Consider the following 4,852-nt stretch of genomic DNA (forward strand, 5'->3'; position numbering starts at 1 on the left):
CGAGCGCGCCGATCGACTGCGAGGTCAGATCGTCGGTCTGCGGCGTCCACGTGGGCCGCGCCGCGGTGGCGTTCGTGGTCTTCCAGATGCCGCCGTTGGCCGCGCCGATGTAGAGGATGTCGGCATTGGTCGGATGCGCGGCGATCGCATGGACCGCGCCGCTCACCTCGTCATCGGGCGGCACGTCGACCTGCGCCGACTGCGTCGGCGACGGACCGAGCGGCGTCCAGACGCCGCCGCCGCGCGCGACCGGCCGCGGCGGTGGCTGGGTCTGTACGCGCTGTTCGGCCGGATCGACCGGTTCCATGTCGCCGCCTTCGCCCTCGTCCTCGGCTTCGACATAGGTCAATGGCGCGAGCAGGGCAGGATCCTGCACCGCGGCCAGCGCGTCCGACCCGGCAGCGCGCGTCGAACCGGTCGTGCGCGGCGCGCAGGCGACGGCCCCGACAACGAGGGTTGTGACAAAAAGGATGAGTCCGGTAGTGCGAAGCCCGGTGCGTGCGTTCATGAGTTTTTCCCCGATGGGTACCCGTCCGTCCCAACGCGGATGCTAACCGTCGCCAGGCCTAGCGTCAGTAAGCCGGAAGTCCTGGCCGTTGCGATCGCGTTGAATCGGCGTACGGCCCGCGGGCACCATCGATGAACGTGTTCGGGAAATCCTCATGCCCGCTTCCGATTCGAGCGGGCTGCTGCGTCGCGGTGCGGCCGATCCCGGGCTGCGCCTGTTCTGTTTTCCGTATGCGGGCGGCGGCGCGAACCAGTTCCTGGACTGGCAGCCGGCGCGGGAGCCGTTCATCGAGGCCTGCGGCATCCAACTGCCCGGTCACGGCAGGCGACTCGCCGAAACGGCGTGGCGCGATCGCGATGCGCTCGTCGCGGCATGCGTCGCGGCGATCGCGGCCGAGCCCGCGCTGCCGTTGTTCGGGCCACGGTCCCGGCGCGCTGCTCGCGTTCGAGATCGCGCGGCGCCTGCCGGCCGAGGCGTCGGGCCGGCTCGCGCGATTGTTCGTCTCGGGTTGCGAGGCGCCGCGCGCGCGTCGGGCGACGCCGCCGCTCAGCAGGCTCGACGACGACGCGCTGATCGGGGCGCTCAGGCGTTTCGGCGGAATGCCGCCGGACGTGCTGGACCATCGCGAACTCATGCAGCTCGTGTTGCCGATGCTGCGCCGAGGCGCCGATCCGGCACGTGCGCGACCTGACCGGTCATCTGCGGGCAGGCTGATCGCGCCGCCGGCAAACCGCCGATTGCCGGCGCGTTCCCGGAAAGCGTGCGCGCCGCACTCCCGCGCATTTCTGCATCACGCGCGGCTGCCCGGCGCAGACGTGCGTCGGGACGGCGCAATCGCGTCGCGGCGAAAAAAGTGCACAGCTAGATTCCGGGGCGCGGCGCACCGTCCGCCTTTTCCCGGAATCCACTGCCATGCTGCGACTATCCGCACTCACGCTCGCGCTGCTGCCGCTGATCGCGCTCGCCGACGGCTCCGCCGGCAATCCGGAGACCCTGACCGAACGCTCCAACGCGAAGGCGCGCGAAGTGCTCGACGCGACGGTCGCCGCAATGGGCGGCGCCGCCGCGATACAAGGCGTCACCAGCGTGCGCCTGACGCTCGAAGGCGAGACCTGGCCGCGTCTGCAGATGACCACGCCGCAGGCGCCGTTCCAGTCGGGTCATTCGAAGGAAACGCTGCTGCTCGACCTGAGCGGCAGCCGCCTGCGGCTCGAAACGGCGAATAGCGGCGCGGGCTTCGAAGGACACAACACGGTCGTGCTCAAGCGCGGCGAGGGTACGAACTACGATCATCGCGCGCGCGTTGCGACCGCCGTGCCGGCGGCTCAGGCGAGCCAGCAGCAGTTCGTGCAATACCAGCGGCGCCTGCCGAACCTGATCCTGCGCCAGGCGCTGGAACGCGGCACGTCGCTGCGCTATCTCGGCGAGGACGTGCTCGACGGCGCGCCGCACGAGGTCGTGACGTTCGTGATGCCCGACACGCAGCAGGTCGCCGTCTACGTCGATGCGAAGACGCGGCTCGTCTCGAAGTACGAACTGGCCTTCACCGATCCGCTGGCCGGCGAGGAAGCCTCGGAAGTGCTGTTCGGCGACTACGTCGACAGCGGCGGCATCAAAGTGCCGAAGCGCTGGGAATTCCGCCAGGCCGGCGAAACCGCGTCGCGCTTCGCCGCACGCGTGGAGATCAACCCGGCCGTCGACGACGCGGCGTTCGAGGTCGCCGCCGACGGCTATGCGAAGGCGCAGGCCGTCGCGAGCGAACTGCCGCAGCGCGTCGAGCAGCTGGGCGAGGGGATCTACGTGATCCAGAACGTCGCCGGGCAGAACCAGAACACGCTCGCGATCGCGTTCAAGGACTTCGTGCTCGCGGTCGAGGCGCCGGGGTCGAGCGCCGGCGCCGACCGCGTGATCCAGCGCATCAAGGAAACCCTGCCGGGCAAGCCGATCCGCTATCTCGCGATGACGCATCACCACGGCGATCACATCGGCGGCCTGCGCAGCTTCATCGCCGAGGGCGCGACCGTCGTCACGACGCCGGGCAATCGCGCGGTCGTCGAGACCATGGCGAAGGCGCCGCAGAACGACCGCCTCGCGAAATCGCCGCGCGCGCAGGAATTCCTGTTCGTCGAGAAGGGGCGCCGCGTCGTCAGCGACGGCGACCGCAGCGTCGAGTTCATCGACGTCGGCCCGCATCCGCATGCACGCGAGATGCTCATCGCCTATCTGCCGAAAGAACGCCTGCTGTTCCAGGGCGACCTGTTCGCGATGCCGAACAACGACGCGCCGCCGGGACCGCCGCAGGAGAGCAGCCGCGCGTTCGCGCGTTTCCTCGCCGAGCGCAAGCTCAAAGTCGATCGGATCGCGTCGGTGCACGGCCGCACCGTGACGATCGAGGAATTCGTGCAGGCGGCGGCGCCCGGCGAGAAGGCCGCGTCGCGCTGAGCAGGGCCCGCGGTTTCGTGACGTGCGGCCGTATCGGTGTTGCGGCGCGGTGGCGGCATGCCGGTCCGATCGAGGAATCCGACATTCCGCGCCACCGCGTTTGTACGATGGCGATCAGGCGATTTTGTCGACAAATGCGATAGTACGGCTCGCATCTGCGCCGGTGACCCGGCTGCGGCCTGGGTGCCGCTCGACGGCGACGGCAACGCGCGCCCGGCCGGCAACGCATTCGATTGGCGCGTACGAGTCCGGCGCGATCGACCGCGTGTTCTGCAGCGGGTTTCAGTCGGGCGCGTGCCCGTAGCCGAGCATCCGGAACGGGTTGCGCGACCTGCGTCTCGAACGCCGGCGAGGACTCCCGCTTCCGAAACTCACGTCTCCGAGCGTCGACGCATTCCGTTCGCCGGCGACGTTGCACACGCGTTTGCAACTCGAGTCCGCAGGTTTCGCGTGAGCACAGCGACGCCGGCGGAATCGCCGCCGGCGTCGCTGTTCCTGCTCCGCTGTGTCACGCGGCGAACAGGTTCGAGAACACTTTCGTGTTCGTATCGGCGTTGACGAGCGACCACGACGTGAAATGCGCGAGCAGGTTGATCTGCGTCGCCGAGAGTTCCGTCGTCAGCGTGTTGTAGTGCGGGAAGACGTTGTTCTGCACTTCCGAGGCGATGAGCTGCTGCACCGGCTGGTTGTCGGCGAACAGATTGCCCCAGTCGCTCGCATAGTTGAGATAGACCCAGACGACGGTGATCGGCTGCGTGCCCGCCGGCACGCCGAACCACGCGTTCTCCTGCACGGTCAGGCTCTGCGAGAGGATCGCCGGCTGCGACGCCGAGGCCGAGCTGCCGGCCGCGGCCCAGAGGCCCGACAGGAAGCCCGCGAACTCGCTCGACGCGAATACCTGGCTCTGGCCGAACAATTGATTCTCAGGGCTCGAATTGCCGGTCGAATACAGCACGTAGCCGGCGGTGTCGTCGTGGGGCTGATAGCCGAACAGCGGCGGGATCGAATCGTCGACGACGACCTGAGTGCCGCTGACCCAGCCGCCGTTGCCGTCCGGGATGCCGGCGCCGGCCGTCATGGGGATTTCGGTGTTCACGCAGACGATCACGCTGTCGATGTCCGTGAAGGCGAGCAGGCTCGCGAGACCATTGTTCTCGAGGCTGCCGCCGTCAGCGTAGATGTTCGGCGTCGGATTCGCCGCGCCGGCGCCGGCGGGCCACGAGGCGTACTGCGGTACGAGGTCCTCGGGGTTCGGAAACGTGAACTGCGGAATCGCCTTCTCGCCGAGCTGCGCGCGGGCGACGAGCTGCTGCGCCGCGGAGTGCAGCTCTTCCGGCAGATGGCTCTTGATCCACTCGTAGATCGCTTCGCCTTCGGCGAGCAGCCATTTCAGGAACAGGCCCGGATTCGCTTCCCATTGCTGGATCTGATTGCGCACGGTCTCCGCGAACGCGGCGCTGCTCGTGCCCATGATGTCGGTCAGCGTCCACTGGCGCGCCTGCGTGACCGTGGCGGTGCCGGCCGACTCCGACTGGAACGTCGAGTTGTAGGCGAACGACTCGACGCCGCCGCCGCCGACGGTGAGCTTGTTCGCGTCGGTCGCATCGGGCGGTGCGCCGACCGTGCCGGTCATGAGTCCGTTGGACTGCACCGGCGCGAGCAGCGGGAACGAAAACGTGGGCACATCGACGAACAGGCCCATGTTGCAGATGTGCAGCGGCCGCTGCGTGCGCGTCGGATCGACCTGGTCGGCGAACAGATACGCGGTCTGCGAGGCGAGGCCCGGATTCGCCGCCGTGACCGCCTGCAGCGATGTGCTGTTGGCCGAGAACAGGTCCTGCGGCTGGCCGGTGCTGACATTGAGGTCCATCAGGTCGTAGGTGTCGAGGATGTTGAGCCCCA

Annotated in this window: 3 protein-coding genes and 2 pseudogenes; 3 read left to right on the forward strand and 2 right to left on the reverse strand. The window is 68.5% G+C overall.

What is annotated here, in order from left to right:
• A partial coding sequence (locus VLF18_RS03580) for a hypothetical protein (RefSeq protein WP_325278250.1) occupies positions 1-508 on the reverse strand: 508 nt, incomplete at its 3' end.
• Between the two features lie 154 nt (positions 509-662).
• Between VLF18_RS03580 and VLF18_RS23095 the strand changes: the two are divergent.
• From VLF18_RS23095 to VLF18_RS03590, 3 genes and pseudogenes are all read left to right on the forward strand, one after another.
• Positions 663-890 (forward strand): annotated as a pseudogene (locus tag VLF18_RS23095) (thioesterase II family protein); the annotation flags it as partial.
• Positions 865-1,110 (forward strand): annotated as a pseudogene (locus tag VLF18_RS23100) (thioesterase domain-containing protein); the annotation flags it as partial. The pseudogenes VLF18_RS23095 and VLF18_RS23100, both read left to right, overlap by 26 nt.
• 310 nt (positions 1,111-1,420) lie before the next feature.
• Positions 1,421-2,950, forward strand: coding sequence for an MBL fold metallo-hydrolase (locus VLF18_RS03590; RefSeq protein ID WP_325278252.1), 1,530 nt, complete (start codon positions 1,421-1,423; stop codon positions 2,948-2,950).
• Positions 2,951-3,458: 508 nt separating this feature from the next.
• Here the strand turns inward: VLF18_RS03590 and VLF18_RS03595 are convergent.
• The coding region (locus tag VLF18_RS03595; protein WP_325278253.1) for a hypothetical protein at positions 3,459-4,852 on the reverse strand (1,394 nt) is incomplete at its 5' end.

It is taken from the genome of Tahibacter sp. (genome assembly GCF_035481375.1).
GTDB lineage: Bacteria > Pseudomonadota > Gammaproteobacteria > Xanthomonadales > Rhodanobacteraceae > Tahibacter.

Excerpts from the sequence above, each read along its gene's own strand:
- VLF18_RS03590 (WP_325278252.1), top strand. The coding sequence starts at position 1,421 with ATGCTGCGACTATCCGCACTCACGCTCGCGCTGCTGCCGCTGATCGCG.